Source organism: Corallococcus caeni (assembly GCF_036245865.1).
Classification (GTDB): Bacteria; Myxococcota; Myxococcia; order Myxococcales; family Myxococcaceae; genus Corallococcus; species Corallococcus caeni.
In genome coordinates this window covers 432866-449109 of the sequence record NZ_BTTW01000003.1, presented here as the reverse complement: position 1 = coordinate 449109, position 16244 = coordinate 432866, and the positions used below count along the sequence as shown (strand labels likewise).

General features: G+C 69.0%; 16 protein-coding genes and 1 pseudogene. 5 read left to right on the top strand and 12 right to left on the bottom strand.

Annotation, left to right across the window (positions count from 1 at the left end; all coding sequences use genetic code 11):
• Positions 1–8 precede the first annotated feature (8 nt).
• From scpB to trpS, 3 genes are all read right to left on the bottom strand, one after another.
• Positions 9–1010: an SMC-Scp complex subunit ScpB gene (gene scpB / locus AABA78_RS16135; RefSeq protein WP_338263961.1), complete on the bottom strand. Its 1002-nt coding sequence runs from the start codon at positions 1008–1010 to the stop codon at positions 9–11.
• Positions 997–1809: a segregation and condensation protein A gene (locus tag AABA78_RS16130; RefSeq protein WP_216623066.1), complete on the bottom strand. Its 813-nt coding sequence runs from the start codon at positions 1807–1809 to the stop codon at positions 997–999. Before AABA78_RS16130 ends, scpB begins: the two co-directional genes overlap by 14 nt.
• Positions 1810–2011: 202 nt before the next feature.
• Complete coding sequence (gene trpS / locus AABA78_RS16125) at positions 2012–3025, bottom strand: tryptophan--tRNA ligase (protein ID WP_338263960.1); 1014 nt, start codon at positions 3023–3025, stop codon at positions 2012–2014.
• Positions 3026–3268: 243 nt separating this feature from the next.
• Between trpS and AABA78_RS16120 the strand changes: the two genes are divergently transcribed.
• On the top strand, positions 3269–4456 hold the full coding sequence (locus AABA78_RS16120) for a DUF4388 domain-containing protein (RefSeq protein ID WP_338263959.1): 1188 nt from the start codon (positions 3269–3271) through the stop codon (positions 4454–4456).
• Between the two features lie 15 nt (positions 4457–4471).
• Here the strand turns inward: AABA78_RS16120 and AABA78_RS16115 are convergent, their stop codons facing one another.
• Both AABA78_RS16115 and sitA5 (AABA78_RS16110) read right to left on the bottom strand, forming a co-directional pair.
• The gene (locus AABA78_RS16115) at positions 4472–4834 is read right to left on the bottom strand and encodes a DUF2019 domain-containing protein (protein ID WP_338263958.1); all 363 of its coding nucleotides are present in this window, start codon (positions 4832–4834) and stop codon (positions 4472–4474) included.
• Positions 4831–6105 (bottom strand): SitA5 family polymorphic toxin, encoded by a 1275-nt coding sequence (gene sitA5, locus AABA78_RS16110; protein WP_338263957.1) that lies wholly within the window; start codon positions 6103–6105, stop codon positions 4831–4833. The genes AABA78_RS16115 and sitA5 (AABA78_RS16110) overlap by 4 nt, the downstream gene beginning before the upstream one ends.
• A gap of 138 nt (positions 6106–6243) precedes the next feature.
• Between sitA5 (AABA78_RS16110) and AABA78_RS16105 the strand changes: the two are divergent.
• A pseudogene (locus AABA78_RS16105) lies at positions 6244–6612 on the top strand (DUF4388 domain-containing protein); the annotation flags it as partial.
• A gap of 356 nt (positions 6613–6968) precedes the next feature.
• Here AABA78_RS16105 and sitA5 (AABA78_RS16100) read toward each other — a convergent pair.
• Entirely contained in the window at positions 6969–8243 is a 1275-nt protein-coding gene (sitA5, locus tag AABA78_RS16100; protein WP_440588505.1) for a SitA5 family polymorphic toxin, read from the bottom strand.
• An 81-nt stretch (positions 8244–8324) separates the two neighbouring features.
• Here sitA5 (AABA78_RS16100) and AABA78_RS16095 point away from each other — a divergent pair, with 81 nt between their 5' ends.
• Both AABA78_RS16095 and AABA78_RS16090 read left to right on the top strand, forming a co-directional pair.
• Positions 8325–9299, top strand: a complete 975-nt coding sequence (locus AABA78_RS16095) for an RNA ligase family protein (RefSeq protein WP_338263955.1) — start codon at positions 8325–8327, stop codon at positions 9297–9299.
• Between the two features lie 28 nt (positions 9300–9327).
• Positions 9328–9711: a hypothetical protein gene (locus AABA78_RS16090; RefSeq protein ID WP_338263954.1), complete on the top strand. Its 384-nt coding sequence runs from the start codon at positions 9328–9330 to the stop codon at positions 9709–9711.
• 7 nt (positions 9712–9718) lie between these two features.
• On the opposite strand, the gene AABA78_RS16085 is transcribed toward AABA78_RS16090, so the two are convergent.
• Complete coding sequence (locus AABA78_RS16085) at positions 9719–10102, bottom strand: PAS domain-containing protein (RefSeq protein ID WP_338263953.1); 384 nt, start codon at positions 10100–10102, stop codon at positions 9719–9721.
• A gap of 631 nt (positions 10103–10733) precedes the next feature.
• Here AABA78_RS16085 and AABA78_RS16080 point away from each other — a divergent pair.
• Positions 10734–10964 carry a hypothetical protein gene (locus AABA78_RS16080; protein WP_338263952.1) on the top strand — a complete coding sequence of 77 codons (231 nt, stop codon included), beginning with the start codon at positions 10734–10736 and terminating at the stop codon, positions 10962–10964.
• A gap of 12 nt (positions 10965–10976) precedes the next feature.
• On the opposite strand, the gene AABA78_RS16075 is transcribed toward AABA78_RS16080, so the two are convergent.
• From AABA78_RS16075 to AABA78_RS16055, 5 genes are all read right to left on the bottom strand, one after another.
• Positions 10977–11720: a glutathione S-transferase family protein gene (locus AABA78_RS16075; protein ID WP_338263951.1), complete on the bottom strand. Its 744-nt coding sequence runs from the start codon at positions 11718–11720 to the stop codon at positions 10977–10979.
• Between the two features lie 101 nt (positions 11721–11821).
• On the bottom strand, positions 11822–13351 hold the full coding sequence (locus tag AABA78_RS16070; RefSeq protein WP_338263950.1) for a hypothetical protein: 1530 nt from the start codon (positions 13349–13351) through the stop codon (positions 11822–11824).
• Between the two features lie 217 nt (positions 13352–13568).
• A complete protein-coding gene (gene xerD, locus AABA78_RS16065) occupies positions 13569–14507 on the bottom strand; it encodes a site-specific tyrosine recombinase XerD (RefSeq protein WP_338263949.1) in 939 nt (312 codons plus the stop codon).
• A 67-nt stretch (positions 14508–14574) separates the two neighbouring features.
• On the bottom strand, positions 14575–15558 hold the full coding sequence (locus AABA78_RS16060) for a hypothetical protein (protein ID WP_171417020.1): 984 nt from the start codon (positions 15556–15558) through the stop codon (positions 14575–14577).
• A gap of 23 nt (positions 15559–15581) precedes the next feature.
• Positions 15582–16202 (bottom strand): L-threonylcarbamoyladenylate synthase, encoded by a 621-nt coding sequence (locus AABA78_RS16055; RefSeq protein WP_338263948.1) that lies wholly within the window; start codon positions 16200–16202, stop codon positions 15582–15584.
• Positions 16203–16244 lie beyond the last annotated feature (42 nt).

Genomic DNA, 16244 nt, shown 5'->3' with positions numbered 1-16244 from the left:
GCCGCCCGTCACTCGGGCTTGGGCCCCTCGCTATCACCCTTCTCGGGCGAAGGGGGGCTTTCCAGGATGCTGGCACTGACCTTCTGGCTCCGCTCCGCGGCGGCCATGGCCTCCTCCAGCTCCTCCAAAGCAGCCTCACTGGCCGCCTCGTTCTTCTCCATCCGCTTCGTGAAGTTCGGGTCCGACAGCGCCGCCACCGTCCCCTCCGCCTTCGGAGGAGGCGGCGCCGCTTCCTTCTCCACGATGTCCCGGTGCTCCTGGGTCAATTCATGGAATTCCCGGAGCGTGGGCAGCGCGGACAGGTCCTTCAGCGCGAAGAACTCCAGGAACTCGCGCGTGGTTCCATAAAGAATGGGGCGGCCGACTTCTTCCCGCTTGCCCAGGATTTTCACCAGCTTGCGGTCCATCAGCGCCTTGAGCACCGCGCCGCAGTCCACGCCGCGGATGTCCTCCAGCTCCGGCCGGGTGACGGGCTGGCGGTACGCGATGATGGCCAGCGTCTCCACCGCCGCGCGGGTGAGCCGCTGCGGCTTCACCCGCAGGTAGCGCCGGACGTACTCCGCGGAGTGGGGGTCCGTGCGGAACTGCCACCCGCCCGCCACCTCGTAGAGCACCACGCCGCTGATGCCCTCGCGGTGGATGCCGGAGAGCTGATCCAGCGCCTGGAGGATGGGCTCCCTCGGGATGCCGGTGGCCTGGTACAGCTCGTCCACGGACAGGGGGCGCTCGGCGACGAAGAGCACGCTCTCCAGCACCGTGCGGATGCGGTCCGGGGAGAGGTTGCGGCTCTTGGCGAGCAGCTTCTCGAAGGAGGACTGGAGGTCCGGGACGTTCTCGTCGTCGTCCGAGCCCTCCTCGATGGCGGCCGCCTCCACCCCGTCCAGCTCCGCGTCGTCGGGGCCAGGGCCCGTGACGGAGGCGATCTCCTCCTCGGAGAACTGTCCGGGGCCGCCGGGCGTGCCGGGGGCGGGCGTCTCGTCACCGTCGTCGGGACCGTTACCGGTAGTCACTCTCGTCGACCTCCGTGGGGAGCAGCTTCTCCAGCGCGTCCCCGTTGGGCGTCACCTGGATGGGGCCCAGGGGCTCCTCCTGGAAGACCTTGATGAGGCGGCGCTTCACCATCTCCAGCATGGCGATGAAGGTGATGACCACCTCCTGGCGCGTGGCCGCCTCCGTGAACAGCGCCTCGAACACCACCTGCCCGTCCTTGCGCACGCGCTCCGCCATCCGGAGGATGGCCTCCGACAGGCTCACGCGCTCCAGCACCACCTCGTGCTGCACCTTGGGCGTCAGCCGCTCGAGCACCCGGTCGAGCGCCTCCACGAGCTTGAGGACGGAAATCTCCTGAAGGCCGACCTCGTCCTCGGGGATGGGGACGGCCTCCACGGGCACCTTCCGGGCGAACACGTCCCGGTCCAGGATGTCCTGCTTGGCCAGGTGCTCCGCGGCGTCCTTGTACTTCTGGTACTCCAGGAGCCTTCGCACCAGCTCCGCGCGAGGGTCCTGCGCCTCCTCCACCGCCGCGAGCGCGTCCGCCCCTTCCGGCACCTGGGCCGCGTCCTGCCGGGGCAGGAGCATGCGGCTCTTCAGGTGGGCGAGCGTGGAGGCCATCACCAGGAACTCGCCGGCGATGTCCAGGTTCAGCTCCCGCATCCGCTCCAGGTACTCGAGGTACTTGGCGGTGATGAGTGCCAGCGGGATGTCGAAGATGTCGACCCGGTGCTCCTTGATGAGATGGAGCAGCAGGTCCAGGGGACCCTCGAAGTTGGGCAGCGCCACCCGGAAGGCGTCTCCGGGCGTGCGCGGCAATCCCTCCCCGTCGGGGTCCGGCGGGAGGTCGTCGGGCGGTGGGGGCTTGCGACCTTCGCTCACCGGCCGGCGTCCTTCTGGGGGGATGGGAACTTCGTCATGCGAAAGGGTCCGAATTTCCGGCCTTTAGCGAGCGCCGGGGGGACAGACCTCCTTAGCAATGCCTCCCAGGTGGGTCAAACATTTGAACAGGAACGGGCGTTCAGGGGATTCCCACGGCCCGTCTCACCTGGTCCATCAGGCGGGTGGCTTCCGCCCGGGCGCGCTGGGCGCCGTCCTGGAGGATGCGCTCCAACTCACCGGGGTCGTTGAGCAGCTCCTGCCGGCGCTGGCGGGCGGGGCCGAAGGTGGCGTGGAAGGCCTCCAGCAGCTTCTTCTTGTAGTCGCCGTAGCCCTTGCCGCCGGCCTTCCAGGACGCGTCCACGTCGGAGAACTCGCCGGCCGGGAGCATCAGCTTGAGCAGGTCATAGAGCGGCGCGTCCGTGGTGGGCTTGGGGGCGTCCACCGCTGTGGAGTCCGTCTTGATGGACATGATGCGCTTCTTGATGTCCTTCTCCTCGCCGAACAGCTCCAGCGTGTTGCCGTAGGACTTGGACATCTTGCGCCCGTCGATGCCGGGCACCGTGGCGGAGTGCTCCTGCACGAACGCGGAGGGGAGCTTGAGGATGCCGGGGGCGTGGCCCCGCTCCTTGCCTTCCGGATCCGCCGGGTCGTAGCCGGGGACGTACTGGGTGTTGAACTTCACGGCCCAGTCGCGCGCGAACTCGATGTGCTGAATCTGGTCCTTGCCCACGGGGACCTGATCCGCGCTGTAGAGCAGGATGTCCGCCGCCATGAGCACCGGGTAGGCGAACAGGCCGAAGTCCGGGCTGATGTTGTTGGCGATCTTGTCCTTGTAGCTGTGGGCGCGCTCCAGGTGGGCCTGGGGCACCACGGTGCCGAGGATCCAGTTGAGCTCCAGGACCTCCTTCACGTCGCTCTGGCGAAAGAGGACGGCCTTCTTCGGATCCAATCCCAGCGACAGGTACGTGAGCGCCGCGTCGCGCGTCAGGTCCAGGGCCAGCTTCGGATCCCGAACGGTGGTGAGCGCGTGGTAGTTGGCGATGAAGTAGTAGGCCTCGCCCTGATCCTGGAGCTGCACGAACTGCCGCATCGCCCCGTAATAGTTGCCGATGTGCAGCCTTCCGGACGACTGGACGCCTGAGAGAATCCGCATCGCGATTCGCGCTCCGAATGACGGGTGGAGGACACGGCTCGTTCGCACACCCGCCGTCATGCTGCAACCTTCCGTTGGGACAGGTGGGCCCTTTCAACGCCTGACATTCGCGTGCCCTGCCCTCCTGGAACATTTCGCCCTGGCAGGAAAAGCCCAGCAGTTTCGAGGGGTTGAGGGGGCTCGGGTCTGCCGCTACCCTGGCGGCCGGCGTAGCACGTGGCCCGCCTTGGAGGGCGCCAACGGATGGAAGCGTTCACGGGAAACCTGGCCAGCTATCGGCTCCAGCTGGTGTTGCCTCCGCTGTTCACGACGCCCGGGCTGGAGGGGACGCTGCGGGTGGAGCGGGGCGCGGTGCGGCGGGAGTTCTACCTGCGGGACGGGCACCTGGTGGGGGTGGCCTCCACGGATCCGAGGGAGCACCTGGCGCAGGTGCTGGTGAACCTACGCATCCTGGACGCACCCCGGGCGGCGGCGGCGTTCGAGTCGGCGGAAGGGGCGAACCTGCCCTACGGCACGTTCCTGGTGCAGCGCTGCTTCGTGGAGCTGTCGCAGCTGACGGAGGCGATGGAGCACAAGGCGCGCGAGGCGCTGTTCGACTGCTACGCGTGGGAGTCGGGCGAGGTGGAGTTCACGCCGGGGCTGCCGTTGTCGGGGCGCGCGGTGGGGTTGCGGCTGCCGTTGAGCACGTTGCACCGGGACGCGGTGGCGCGGGTGCAGGAGTGGGCGCAGTTCCGGGACATCTTCCCGCGCCTGGACACGACGTTCCGCGTGTTCCGCGAGTTCGCGGTGGAGACGTTCTCCGAGGAGGAGGACGTGCTCCTGGACCTGGCGGCGGGCGGCGCGACGCTGGGAGAGTTGCTGGCGAGCGCGCGGGAGGCCCCGCTGTTCGCGGCGCGCTGGGTGCTGCACCTGTATCGGCGGGGAGCACTGGCGCCGCACCGGGCCACGGGGCTGACGGTGGGCGAGTCCACGGAGTTCACGGAGCTGTTGGCGCTGGTGAGAGCGTTCCTGTCGTCGCGCAAGTACGACCTGGCGGTGGCGCTGGCGGCGCAGGTGCTGGAGCGCGGGCCGGTGCCGGAGGCGCACGCGCTGTACCGCGAGGCGGAGGTGGGGCTGACGCTGGCGTTGAGTGACGCGCTGTTCGCGCTGGACGGGAGGCTGGTGTTCGAGCCCATCCCCCGCCCTGCCCCGCCGGACCTGACGGCGGACGACCTGTATCTGTATTCGAAGCTCAGGGGCAGCCGGAGCATCCGTCAGGCGCTTCGCACGGCGGCCATGGGAGAGCTGGCAGCGTCCCGGTCCGTGGAGCGACTGAGGGCCGCGGGGTTGATCCGCGTGGCGCCGCTGGCACCGGGAGCGGTGGAGCCCGCAACGAGGCGGACGACCACGGATCCGTACGGGTTGAACCTGGCGGACCTGGGCGGGAGCTGAAGGTCGGAGGGGCGCTCAGGGGAACTTGAGCGTGCCCTCTCGCCAGGCCTTGAGCGCGTAGTGCGCGGCGAGCCCATTGCGTCCCGGACGCTTCTCGATCCAGAGCAATACCGGTTCACCGAACTCGGGAGCGAACTCCAGGGCATGGGCGGCGACGTTGGTTCGGAGGGTTTCGTTCTCGTGCTGGAGAAGGGGAAGGAGCTGTGACGTCGCGTCACGGCTCCGAAGCTCCCGGTATGCTCCCGAGATCTTGTCGGCGGCGCGATTGGCGGACCGTGAGTCAGCGGCTTCCAGGGCCTGTCCGTATGCGATGGAACTCTCCGCGTACCACTGGACGAGCTCTTCGATGCTGGCCTTCTGGAACCTTCGGGTGCTCAAGGGACAGCTCCAAAGCGAATGAGGGTCGTCATGCCGAAGTCACGTTGGGCCTGGAAGGACTGGCTGCTCAGCCATTGCCGCACGGTCTTTGCTCCCGTGAGGGCGACTTCTTTCGATGAGTAGTACGCACTGATCCGCTGGTGGATGGCTTCGTCGATGGCGATCACGTTCTCGGTGTTGTGCAGGGCCTGGGGGCCGAAGCGCTGCACGTTTCCATCCGTCTGCTCGACGATGTGGTGCCACTGCTTCCCTGGCCCCGCGGGGCCTCGTGCCCGTTTGAGGGCGCTGAAGGAGTTCCAGGAGCGCACACCGCTGGCCGGAGGTGTCCCACTCCCCTTGGCCACCATGGCGACGGCCGTGGACGGAAGGGAGAGCGTGATGACTCCGCCCGAAACGGACACCGCCCGCACCTGCTCAAGGCTCGCGATATGGACGCCAATGCGTGAGGCCCCCGCCGCGCCTCCCGGGAAGTTCGGCAGTGTCGACAGCCGGGCCGCCAGCAACGAGGCGCCACCGGTCATGCCATGGCTCACGGCGACCGTGACAGCGAGGACCAGGACTCGCGCGATGGACGGGCCTACCCGGGCCGCGAAGCGCTGTCCGGACGCATCCAGCTCCTCCCAGGTGGTGGCCTGGTCCGTCGCGAGCTTCAGGTCCTGACTCGCCTCCACCAACTCCAGGAACGTCTCCGCCCCCAGGTAGAGCAGGAGCAGGGCCGAGATGAGCGCAGCACCCTTGGTGAAGGCAGGCTCGGGATTGGCGGCCAGCGCCGCCCAGGTCACGAGGCTCGTGGCAATCAGCGAGTAGAAGAGCTGGGGCGCCAGGGTGTCCTCCACGGCCCTGGAGATGCTCGCCTTGAGGGGCTCGAGGGACAGGGCGAGCGCCACGCCCAGCTTGTCCCAGTCACTCAGCCCCATCACGTCTTCGAGCAACGAGATGCAGTCACCCCGCCGAGGCCCCGGTTCGCAGAAGCCGCCGAACCCACGATTCGTCACCCGCTGCCATCGGGACTCAGCCTCGCTCGTGGGATAGGAGGCGCGCACCCAGTTGCCCGGCTGCGGCGCCTGGAGGCGCAGGGGCGCGGCCAGAACCAGCTCGGTCAGCGCCTTCTCGAAGGCCCCCGCCCCGACGGCCACGGCCCGGACGGGAGAAGGAGGGCTGTACTCGATGGGCGGTCCCTCCCCCGTATCCAGCCGAACCCTCCCCCTCGGCGTGGCACACGCACTGAGCAAGGCAAGGAGCAGGACGGCGAGCTGGACTCGAAAGGCCATGAGTCCCTCTCCCTAGCGCGGGGCTTGAGGCAAGGGGAAGACGGGGCGGGAGCTGAGCGACAGGCCCATCGGATGGAGCGACGGTTTCCTAAACCGCAGGCCATGGGTATCCAGAAGGGAACTCCCGATGAGGGGGCGTGGACGCTGTTCCGGGAGACATTTCCGCGCCTGGACACGACGTTCCGCGAGTTCTCGGTGGAGACCTTCTCCGAGGAGGAGGACGTGCTCCTGGACCTAGCGGCGGGCGGCGCGACGCTGGGCGAGCTGCTGGCAAGCACGCGAGAGGCCCCGCTGTTCGCGTTGGATGGAAGGCCGGTGTTCGAGCCGATCCCCCGCCCTGCCCCGCCGGACCTGACGGCGGATGACTTGTATCTGTATTCCAAGCTCAGCGGCAGCCAGAGCATCCGTCAGGCGCTGCGCACAGCGGCGATGGGAGAGCTGGCGCCGTCCCGGTCCGTGGAGCGGTGGAGCCCACAACGAGGCGGACGACCCCGGAGGGTGCGCTCAGGGGAACTTGAGCGTGCCCTCGCGCCAGGCCTTGAGTGCGTAGTGAGCACCAATCCCGACGAACCCGGGACGCTTCGCGAGCCAGAGCAATACAGGCTCGCCAAGGTCCGGAGCGAATTCCAGGGCATGGGCCGCGACGTGGGAACGTACGGTTTCGTCCTTGCTCTGAAGTAAAGGAAGGAGCTGGGAAGTCGCGCCTCGACTCCGAAGCTCCCGGTAGGCCCCCGAGATTTTGTCGGCGGCGCGATTGGCGGAACGTGAGTCCGCGGCATCCAAGGCTTGCCCGTGTGCGATGGCGCCCTCCTCGTACCACTGGACGAGTTCCTCGATGCTGGCCTTCTGAAACTTGCGAGTGCTCACGGAAGCGCTCCAAACCACCCGAGGACGGTCATGCCGAAGTCGCGTTGGGCCTGGAAGGATTGGCCGCTCAGCCATTGTCGCACGGTCTGCGTTGCTGAGAAGCGGACGTCCTTGGACGAGTAGAACGCACTGATCCGCTGGTGGATGGCTTCGTCGATGGCGATCACGTTCTCGGTGTTGTGCAGGGCCTGGGGGCCGAAGCGCTGCACGTTTCCATCCGTCTGCTCGACGATGTGGTGCCACTGCTTCCCTGGCCCCGCGGGGCCTCGTGCCCGTTTGAGGGCGCTGAAGGAGTTCCAGGAGCGCACACCGCTGGCCGGAGGTGTCCCACTCCCCTTGGCCACCATGGCGACGGCCGTGGACGGAAGGGAGAGCGTGATGACTCCGCCCGAAACGGACACCGCCCGCACCTGCTCAAGGCTCGCGATATGGACGCCAATGCGTGAGGCCCCCGCCGCGCCTCCCGGGAAGTTCGGCAGTGTCGACAGCCGGGCCGCGAGCAGCGACGCGCCACCGGTCATGCTGTGGCTCACGGCGACCGTGACCGCTAGGACGAGAACCCGCGCGATGGGCGGACCTATCCGTGCGGCGAAGCGTTGACCGGACTGATCCAGCTCCTTCCAGGTGGTGGCCTGGTCCGTCGCGAGCTTCAGGTCCTGACTCGCCTCCACCAACTCCAGGAACGTCTCCGCACCCAGGTAGATTAGGAGCAGGGCCGAGATGATCGCCGCGGCCTTGGTGAAGGCGGGCTCGGGATTGGCGGCCAGCGCCGCCCAGGTCACGAGGCCCGTGGCGATGACCGAGTAGAAAAGCTGGGGCGCCAGGGTGTCCTCCACGGCCCTGGAGATGCTCGCCTTGAGGGGCTCGAGGGACAGGGCGAGCGCCACGCCCAGCTTTTCCCAGTCACTCAGCCCCATCACGTCTTCGAGCAGCGAGATGCAGTCACCCCGCCGAGGCCCCGGTTCGCAGAAGCCGCCAAAGCCACGGTCCGTCACCCGCTGCCATCGGGAGTCGGCATCGCTCGTGGGATAGGACGCGCGCACCCAGTTGCCCGGCCGCGAAGTCCGGAGGCGCATGGGCGCATTCAGAATCAGCTCGGTCAGCGCCTTCTCGAAGGCCCCCGCCCCTACCGCCACGGCCTGGACGGGAGAAGGCGGGCTGTACTCGATGGGTGGCCCTTCCCCCGTATCCAGCCGCACCCTGCCCCGTGGGGTGGCGCACGCACCCAGCAGGAACAGAATCAGGACTGCGAGGTGAACTCGAAAGGTCATGAGGCTCTTTGTGCGACGCTGGGCGGACGACGCTGGATTCCTGCGGTTTGAATCGGGCGAACTTGGGTGGAAACTGAGGCCATGCGCTTCCGACCCTTTCTGAAGATATCCTCCGCGGGTGATGCGCGGGGGCAGGCCAGTCCTTCAGGGAGCTGGGTGGCGCTGGAGAAGCTCCATGGCGCGCAGCTCGTCCTGGGCGTACAGGACGAGGCGGTCCACTTCGGTAAGCGCAAGGCCTGGCTCGAGGAGGGGGATTCTTTCTTTGGATGGCAGCTGTTGCGCGTGTCCTTGAGCAACGCAGCACGGGGCGCCGTTCGGGCTCTGGGGCTCACCGACGCGCGCGTCTACCTCTACGGAGAGCTGCTGGGGGGCCGCTATCCACATCCGGAGGTGCCCGTTGTGCCGGGGATGATGCCGGTCCAGACGGGCATCTGGTACGCGCCGGACCTGCATTGGGTGTTGTTCGATGTCCTCGTGGCCCGGTCGGACGAGGACGAGGGCGTGATGCTCTCGCATCGCGACGTGGAGACGGCCGCGAAGGCCGCCGGGGTGCTGACGCCTCCCGTCGTGGCGCGAGGAACCCGGGCGCAGATGGAAGCCGCTCCCACGCGGGCGCCGACACGGCTCCCCGAGGTGCTCGGCCTGCCCCCACTGGCCGACAACTGGGCGGAGGGGCTCGTCATCAAGAGTGAGCAACCCATGGCACCCGGGCAGCGCGTGGCTTTCAAGCGGAAGATCGAGGAGTTCAACGAGGCCCGCTTCGACGAAAGCACGGCCTGGGATGCCCACCAGCGGCTGTCGTTCGCCGAGCTCCGGGACTGGTCCTCACGGCTGGTGAATCCCGCGCGGATCGCCAGCGCCCTCTCGAAGTGCGGGCGCGACGACGCGGAGGCCGTGGTGAGCGAGGTGGAGCTGGATGTCCGGGTGGATCTGGAGTTGGCGTTCCCAACCGCGTGTCAGTCCCTGGATCCGGCGAGCGAGGAGCGGCTGTCTTCGCACGTTCGCGACCTTGCCCGGCCTCTCATCCGACAGGCGTTGGATGTAGCCGGGAGCTGAGCCTGATCAAGGGAACTTGAGCGCGCGAATGGACCCAGCAGCCCGTGAGCGGATCACCCTGGTGGAGGTGCTCGAACGGACGGCGCCCTTCGACGTCTTCACCGCGACCCTTCAGGCCGCGGTGCGGCGGCTGGAAACAGAGGGCGTGAGCAGCCTGCTCAGCATCCAGTTCCACGCCCGGCCGGAGGATCCGGAGGTTGGCGCGGTCATCACGTTCGCGGACTCGCGCCAGGTCATGGAGCACATCCGGAGGATCTCCGGCTGGCCGGAGTTCAAGGCGCTCCTCGGCGTCGCGAGGCCCGTGGACGTGCGCGTCTACGGGCGGCTGGGCGAGGAGGCGCAGGCCTGGCTCCGGACGATGAACGTCGTGAGCAAGGTCTTCGAAAGCCCCGTGGCGGGCTTCGTGCGCTGAAGGCGGATCAGCGCTCGCCGGGCATCACCTTGTCGGACACCAGCACCCAGACCGAGTCCGTCTTGTCGCTGTAGAACAGCGTGATGGCCACGTGGCGCGCGCCGTGCGCGAAGCGGAAGACGAAGCCGAACGTCTGGTAGAGCTTCTTCGCCCGGACGCCCTCCTGGAACAGGCCGAAGAACTGCCGCACGCGGGTGCACGGCGCCACGTCGTAGAAGAAGTTCTTGCCGATCTGCTCGCGAGCCTGGATGCGCGCCAGCGAAGCCTCGGTCCGGTTGAACTTGAGGATCCGGCCCTGGGAGTCCAGTTGGATCATCCCCAGGGGGAGGTGATCCAGCTCCACTTCCGACATGTTGTCGACCCGCTGGATGAGCGCGTCGAGCGACTCCATCGAGGCCGATTGAAGCGGAACAGGTTCACCAGTGGGGGGCGTGTGGGGGAGCGGGTTCATGCGCGCACCGTAACGAGGTCCGCACCGACATGCCCGTCAGATGACGCTGTCCAATGTTTGATCGTTAGTTGGTGTGCTTCAACGCGCGCACAACCCTTCGCTATCCGACGGAAGTGCGTGCACGGTGTTCGTGCGGCAACGCCCTTCCGGACCGCCCTGCCCCTTCCTGTGTCTGGACGTCCACGGTCATCCGCACCTGGTGTGTTCCCCTCCTGCTGTCGGCGCTGATGTCGCTGCCCTTCGTTGCCCGGGGACAGGAAATCTCCCTGCCTCCGGAAAGCCCTGCTGCCGCGCCGGAGCTGACGCGGGACTACACCCTCGGCGCGCACCTCGCCCTCGGCGCGTCGCTGGGGCTGCTGGGGACCCTGAGCGGGGGAAGCTGGGTAAGACCACCGCCAACGCGCTGGGGCCCGAGTGCTCGAACTTCACGTGCCGGGACCGCCTCAAGATCTCCCTCCTCGCGGGCGTAGGCGGCACGCTCGGAGCCGCCCTGCCCATCTACCTGACCGGCTTCCTGTTCGATGGCCAGGGCAGCTTCGGCTACACCCTGCTGGGCGCCGCGTTGGGGGCCATGCCCTCCGCGCTGTTCGCCTACGAGGCAGTGGGGAATGCCGACGTGATTGGCGGCGTCTGCTTCCTCGTGACGCCCATCGTGGGCGGGTTCCTGGGCTACGGGCTCTCCCATCGCTCCACTGCCGCACGGCCTCCCACGAAGCTGTTCCTTCCGGGGGCGCGGGTGGTACCGGTCCTCGGGATGTCCCGGGAGGGAGGCGTCGTGAGCGGTCTGGCGGGCCAGTTCTGACAGACCACCGCCTCAGCTCGCGGCCCGCAGGGGGACGCTGACGGTGCGGGTCGCCGCGTCCACCCGCCCCAGCCACGCGCTCAGCCGCGGGCGCCGGTCCACCTCCGCGCCCTGCCAGGGCGTGAGCGGCGTCCGCAGGCTGTGCAGCTGCGAGAACAGGGCGAGGTCCGCCACGCTGAGCGGACCGGACAGCCAGAAGCCATGCTCCGGGGCCCGCGCATCCAGCTGATCCAACAGCGCCCCGAACCGGCGCCAGCACGCCTCCGGGCCCGCGCGCCAGACGTCGCGCGCCACCAGCTTCCCCACCTGCTTGCGCCGCAGCAGCGCGGGCACGACGGCGCGCACCGGCGCCGGCATGGCGTGGAAGAAGGCGGTGCGGGTCGCGGGCCAGTTGCGGTCATCCGCCCACCGGGCCGCGACGAGGAAGCCGTTGACGGAGGTGTCCGCGAGCTCCTCCCAGAGCAGCGCCTCCGGAGACCGGGCGATGCGGCCGGGGGCCAGCTGCTCGATGCGCGCGAGGATGTCCGTGGAGTCCGGCACTGCCTCCGCCCCCACCAGCAACACCGGCACCTGACCCGTGGGGCTGTGGGGACGGTGCGCCGCGGGGTTGTCCGCGCGGACGCACGCGTAGGACAGCCCCGCGTACTTCAGCGCGCGGTGGGCCTTGAGGCAGAAGGGAGAGTAGCTCTCGAAGCCGGGGAGGCCCGGGTCGACGAGCTCCAGCAGGGTCAGGGGACGCGAGGCGTTCAGGTTCATGACGCGACGATGCGCCCGGCCTGTGACAGCCTTCTGTCAGGATAGTGGAGCGCGAGGGGGGCGATTCACCGCCCTCCCCCGCGCTCCCGGGTGTCACCGGCCTACTGGCCGTTGTACTTGAGGTCGCGCGGGTTGACGGGCGACTGGCCGCGGACGGCGTCGAGGGCCTCGAAGGCCTTCATGCCGCTGTTGCCCTGCGTCGCCGCCTGCCACGCGGGCAGCGACTTGAAGGCGAACACCATGTCGAAGTCCATGGGCACCGTCCCGGGATCCAGCGGCACGTTGCCCGGGTTGTCCTGGAACCACTTCATCCAGGCCTGCGAGCCCGGCTGCTCCAAGACGAGGGCGTTCTTGTCCGGGCCCCCCACCGTCGGCGGCATCGTGGTGGTGGGCAGGAGGAACGTCTTCATGGGCCACTCGGCCACGCTGTGGCAGCTCATGCACGACGAGGCCTGCACGTTGCGCACGAGCTTGCCGTTGACGATCGCGGGATCCACCACCGCGCCGTCGTTCGGGCCGGACAGGCGGCCGCCCCACCCCAGCGTCGCCGTGGAGTACTCGGGCGCCGCGGGGTTGATCACCGTCTCCTGCAGCGGCGCGCCCGGGTTCTGCGTGGAGTTGACGTTCGGGTCATCCCCCCACATCGCGCCCAGGGGGATCATCTTGTCCCACGCGCTGCCGGGCACGCGCATGTCGTAGACGAGCGTGGAGAACACCCAGCCTGTCTTGGGCGCCGTCTTGGTGTCCTTGACGATGATGTCGAACTGCATCACCGACGCGTTCATCACCTGCGGCGGCGCGTTCGAGGGGCCGTTGGGCGGCGGAACGTAGACGGGCCACAGGGTCGCGCCCTGCATCACCGGCCAGTCCTTGGCCAGCGCGCTGGTCAGCGCCACCTTGATGACGATGGACCCTTCCGGGAACTGCGCGGACGTGTTGGTGAGCGTGGGGTTCATGGCCGTCTTGCCCCACACCTGCCCCAGCGCGTACGCCGCCACCTTGTCGTAGTAGGTCAGCACGTACGTCGTCATGTCGACCTTGAGGCCGGACGCGGCGAAGGTGGCCGCGGGGAACTCGGAGCCCACGTACGTGCCGTGGATGCTCTCCCGGATGGAGGCGAGCCACGGCTCGTTGTACCAGCCCGCCTTCGCCGCATCCCACTGGGGATAGTTGTAGAGCAGCGTCTGCATGGACGGCGCGATGTACGCCTTCAGCGCGTTGACGTACGCGAGCGCGTTGGCCTTCGAGATGGGCTGCCCCTTGAGCGCGGCGATCCACGGCGGGTTGGCCGGCGGCGCGACGGGCGACTGCGGATAGTCATGGCTCAGGCTGAACAGCGGGCCCTGGTACTGCGAGGACGGCGGGATGTTGCCGTTGTTGTCCGCGAAGGGGTTCGCGTTCACGGAGTTGCGCTCGAACGCCTCGCGGGCCGCGGCGAACGGCGTCCGGACCTTGGCGTCCGAGGGCGCGGTGGCGGAGGCCGGCACCACGTTGGAGGCGGGGGCCTTCCTGGGCGGCGGCTTCGCTTCGGCCGCGTCGGCCTCCGGCACCTTGCAGCCGGAGAGGGACAGCGCCAGGCAGCCGGTGAGGCCCAGGACGCCAGACATCAGGGATTGGCGGGAACGCTTCATGGACGAGCAGTCCTTCGTGGGCCACACCGCGCCCGAGTGGGGTGGAACGCGCGGCGGTACTGCACACGGCGATCCAACTGCCCGGAATGCCTCGCTTGCTCTGGGAATGGCTCGCGGCGTCGCGAGCGCGAGGCCCTCGGCGCGTCTTCACCGCAAGCGATTGCGTTCGCGCGCGACGCACGCACCCCCGGCCCCTCCCCCAGGGCCAGGGTCCCCCTTACCCCGGCGTGGGCGGGCGCTTTCGCGCGGCGGGCTTCGGCTTGAAGGCGTCGCTGCGCGGGTGGAACTCGTCGTACACCTTGCGCAGCCGCGCGCTGTTGACGTGCGTGTAGATCTGCGTCGTCGCCAGGTCCGCGTGGCCCAGCATCTGCTGCACCGCGCGCAGGTCCGCGCCGCGCTCCACCAGGTGCGTGGCGAACGAGTGCCGCAGCTTGTGCGGCGACAGCGGCTTCAGGATGCCGGCCTTCAGCGCGTAGCGCTTGAGCAGCTTCCAGAAGCCCTGCCGCGTGAAGCCCTCGCCGCGCGGCGTGACGAACAGCGCCTTCGCCTCGCGCTTGCCCAGCATCTCCGGCCGCGACAGGGACAGGTACGCCTGGACCTTTTCAATGGCCACGCGCCCCAGCGGGACGATGCGCTCCTTGGCGCCCTTGCCCCGGGTGACGAGGTAGCCGGACGTCAGCTGCACGTTGTTGAGCTCCAGCGTGCACAGCTCCGTCACGCGCAGGCCGGTGGCGTAGAGCACCTCCAGCATGGCCTTGTCGCGCAGGCCCGTGACGGTGCGCTCGTCGGGCGCGGCGAGCAGCTGCTCCACCTCCTCCAGCGTGAGGAACACGGGCAGCTTGCGGGGCGACTTCGGCGTGTCCACGTCCTCCGTGGGGTCCTTGTCCGCCAGCCGCTCCGCGACGAGGAAGCGATGGAAGACGCGGATGGCGGCCAGGTGCCGCGCCTGGCTGCGGCGTCCCAGGCCCTGCTTGCCCAGCGTCACCAGGTGCGCGAGCACGTCCTCCTGGGTGACCCGGGCCACGTCCTCGCGGCCGCGCGAGCGCAGGTCCTCGAAGTACACGGTGAGGTCCGCCGCGTAGGCGTCCACCGTCTTGCCGGACAGGCCCCGCTCCGCGCGGATGAAGGCGATGAACGCGTCGAGCAGTCCTTCCATGGTCTTTTGGAGGGTACCGGACGCGCCCCCGGGGGCAACTCCCTGACGTGCCCCCCGCCGCGTGGCCTCAGGCGTGGGGGCCGGCGGCATCCTGCGCGTGCGCGCGCTCCAGCGCCTCCACCACCCAGGGCCAGCCCACCAGGATGTTGCCCGGCGAGCGCAGGCACGCGTCCGCCACCGCCAGCACCTCCGCCGGCCGCGAGCGCACCGCCAGCGCCAGGTGCCGGCCCAGGAACGGGTGCGGCAGGTAGCTCAGGTTGTGGTGCCGCACCGGCACCCAGCGCAGCGTGGGCTTCCCGGTGAAGCGCTCCACCGCGTACGCCACCGCCTGCGCCAGCACCTCCAGCGCGTAGAACGGCAGCCGGAACGCGCACGTCAGGAAGGCCACCAGCGCGCTCGCCGCCACCGCGCCCGCGAAGGACACCGACGAGGCGCTGCTCCACACCAGCATGGGGACCAGGCTCGTCGCGATGGCCGCCACCTGTACGTTGCGCACGGACGGACCGCGCCCGCTCGCCAGGCCGCCAATGCTCCCCGCGGACAGGCCGGACACGATGCCCAGGCACAGCCCCACCGTCACCGCCGCCGCGCCCCCGGACTCCGGACCGAAGGCACCGCCCGCCGTGGCGTGCAGCCCCGCCAGCATCGACACGCTCGCCAGCGAGCCCAGCAACACCCCCGACGCGAGCCCCGACACCAGCGCCACCACCAGCCCCACCGCGCTGCACAGCGCCGCGGAGACCAGGTACACGCCGCGCATCGGCACGCCCGCCAGCCGCAGCCCCAGCCCCGCGAGCACCGTGAGGCCCGGTGACAGCACCACGAGCAGCAGCAGCATCCGCGCCACGAAGGCCCCCGCGGCGCGGCCCCCTTCGGCCTGCTCCCGCCACAGCTGCCCGATGCGGCCCGCCGGCGAACGGATGCCTGCCTCGCGCAGCCGGTAATGCAGATCAATGGGACGGAACACCAGGAGGCCGAGCAGCGCGAGCGCCCCCGGCACACGCTCCGGTGAGTCGACGACAGGCTTCGCGGACGGGTCGCCCTCGGCCAAGACTTCCCCCTCTGGAAAGGATTTCAGGCCTCCAGACTACCCTTGCCCTGCCTCAGGACTTCAAGCGTATCGCCTATGAGTGAAACCACCGTGGACGGCTCGTTCAATGTCACGCCACCGTCAAGAATCAGGTCCAGGCCATGGCCCAGCGCCGTCTTGATGTCCCGCGCGTCCGAGAGGACCGTACCGTCCGTGTGGGTCGCGGAGGTGGTGATGAGCGGGCGGCCGAGCGCCTTCGCCAGCTCCCTGGGCAGGGCGGCGTCCGGCACGCGCAGGCCCACCTGCTTCTGCTTGGTCATCATCACCTCCGGCACCAGGCGCGTGGCCTCCAGGATGAAGGTGAAGGCGCCGGGGGTGAGGCCCTTCATGGCGCGGTAGGCGAAGTTGCTCACGTGCGCGTAGCGGGCCACGTCCGACAGGTCCGGGCACAAGAGCGACAGCGGCTTCTTCCGGTCGCGGCCCTTGAGCTGGTACAGCCGCTCAATTGCTTTCTTGGAATTCAAATCACAGCCGAGCCCGTAGTACGTGTCCGTGGGATAGGCGATGACGCCGCCCTTCTCCAGCACCTCCACCGCCCGTGCGACCTGGCGGGGCGAGGGATGATCCACGTCCACCTCGAGGATGGGAGCGGCGGCGGCGGGCATGGGGGGAGCTCCTGGGCAGAGGCCACCCGATGAGGGGTGTTG

What these genes read in the sequence shown, in the direction of transcription:
- trpS (WP_338263960.1), bottom strand. Translation starts at nt 3,025, where the DNA reads ATGCGGATTCTCTCAGGCGTCCAGTCGTCCGGAAGGCTGCACATCGGC.
- AABA78_RS16120 (WP_338263959.1), top strand. Translation starts at nt 3,269, where the DNA reads ATGGAAGCGTTCACGGGAAACCTGGCCAGCTATCGGCTCCAGCTGGTG.
- sitA5 (WP_338263957.1), bottom strand. Translation starts at nt 6,105, where the DNA reads ATGGCCTTTCGAGTCCAGCTCGCCGTCCTGCTCCTTGCCTTGCTCAGT.
- sitA5 (WP_440588505.1), bottom strand. Translation starts at nt 8,243, where the DNA reads ATGACCTTTCGAGTTCACCTCGCAGTCCTGATTCTGTTCCTGCTGGGT.
- AABA78_RS16095 (WP_338263955.1), top strand. Translation starts at nt 8,325, where the DNA reads ATGCGCTTCCGACCCTTTCTGAAGATATCCTCCGCGGGTGATGCGCGG.
- AABA78_RS16090 (WP_338263954.1), top strand. Translation starts at nt 9,328, where the DNA reads ATGGACCCAGCAGCCCGTGAGCGGATCACCCTGGTGGAGGTGCTCGAA.
- AABA78_RS16085 (WP_338263953.1), bottom strand. Translation starts at nt 10,102, where the DNA reads ATGGAGTCGCTCGACGCGCTCATCCAGCGGGTCGACAACATGTCGGAA.
- AABA78_RS16080 (WP_338263952.1), top strand. Translation starts at nt 10,734, where the DNA reads ATGCCCTCCGCGCTGTTCGCCTACGAGGCAGTGGGGAATGCCGACGTG.
- AABA78_RS16075 (WP_338263951.1), bottom strand. Translation starts at nt 11,720, where the DNA reads ATGAACCTGAACGCCTCGCGTCCCCTGACCCTGCTGGAGCTCGTCGAC.
- AABA78_RS16070 (WP_338263950.1), bottom strand. Translation starts at nt 13,351, where the DNA reads ATGAAGCGTTCCCGCCAATCCCTGATGTCTGGCGTCCTGGGCCTCACC.
- xerD (WP_338263949.1), bottom strand. Translation starts at nt 14,507, where the DNA reads ATGGAAGGACTGCTCGACGCGTTCATCGCCTTCATCCGCGCGGAGCGG.
- AABA78_RS16055 (WP_338263948.1), bottom strand. Translation starts at nt 16,202, where the DNA reads ATGCCCGCCGCCGCCGCTCCCATCCTCGAGGTGGACGTGGATCATCCC.